This window comes from Stenotrophomonas sp. PS02297, assembly GCF_029959705.1.
Lineage (GTDB): Bacteria > Pseudomonadota > Gammaproteobacteria > Xanthomonadales > Xanthomonadaceae > Stenotrophomonas > Stenotrophomonas nitritireducens.
Map to the genome: position 1 here is coordinate 1 of NZ_JASCOS010000237.1, position 1,227 is coordinate 1,227.

Sequence of the window (1,227 nt, forward strand, 5' to 3'; positions counted from 1 at the left end):
GGGTTCTACCCCGAAATCACGGACGGTTGTAAAAGGGCTGAGAACTTCTGGTCTTGCCTGGCGACCCTTCGTCGCATCCTCGGGTTGTGGAACCGCTCGATGTATTCGAACACATCCGCCCTCGCGGCATCGAGCGTTGGGTAGGTCATGCGGTAGACCCGCTCGCGCTTGAGCAGGCCGAAGAAGCCTTCGCACGCGGCGTTGTCACCGCAGTGGCCCACCGCGCTCATCGAGCACACCAAGCCGTTGGCCGCCAGGTAACGCTGGTAGTCGCCGCTTCGGAACTGGCTGCCACGGTCGGAGTGCAGGATCAGTGGATGGCTGCCTTGGCGCTGCCAGACCGCCATCTGCACGGCCCTGATCACCATCTGACGATCCTGACGATGATGCATTGACCACCCCACCACCCGCTGGTCAAACAGGTCCAGCACGATGCACAGATACAGCTTGCCTTGCCGGGTCTTGAGCTCGGTGATGTCGGTGACCCACCTGGTCTCCGGCTCCAACGCGGTGAAGTCCCGCTCCAGCAGGTTGCGCACACCCGGCGGCGTCAGCGCCGGCTTGCCGCGCTGGCCTCGCCGCTTCGGTCGCGGCCAACCCTGCAGGCCATCGGTCGCCATCAGACGCGCCACCCGGTTCAGGCTCGCCGTCTCGCCTTCCTCGGCAAGGTCTTCATGCATCCGGCCGGCGCCCAATGTGCCCCGGCTGTCCTCATGCAACTCACGGATCCGGCCGAGCAAGCGCTGGTTGTCGCGCTCCCGGGCACTGGGCAAGCGCTTACTCCAGTCGTAGTAACCGCTGGCCGAGACCCGCAGGCAACGACACATCAGTCGCACTGGAAACTCATCGCGGCAACGTTCGATCACCTGATACCTCAGGATGATCCCTTGGCAAAGAACGTCGCCGCTTCTCGCAAAAAATCCCGCTCCTTCTTCACCCGGGCCAGCTCGCGCTTGAGCCGCGCCAGTTCCTCGTCCCGGGGCGTCCCGGTGCCACCGAAGGCCACCTGGCCCCGGCTCTGGGCCTCCCGCTTCCAGCGGGTCAGCAATGCATCCCGGATCCCCAGCTCCCGGGCCACCTGGGCACAGCTGACGCCCGGCTGGCTGGCCTGCTCAACCGCACCGCGCTTGAACTCGGTGCTGAACTTCCTTCGCTTCGACATGAACACTCCTCATGGCCTTGATCGGCCTTCTCGTAAGTGTCCGTGAAAACGGGGGTGAACCCAAG

Annotated in this window: 1 protein-coding gene; it reads right to left on the reverse strand. The window is 64.5% G+C overall.

Going from position 1 to position 1,227, the window contains the following annotated elements; genetic code table 11:
* Positions 1–5: 5 nt before the first annotated feature.
* Positions 6–1,162 (reverse strand): IS3-like element ISStma5 family transposase gene (locus tag QMX80_RS19160; protein ID WP_087944427.1). Its coding sequence is split into 2 segments (ribosomal slippage): positions 6–922 and positions 922–1,162, totalling 1,158 coding nucleotides; the frame shifts between segments, so codons are not numbered across the junction.
* Positions 1,163–1,227 lie beyond the last annotated feature (65 nt).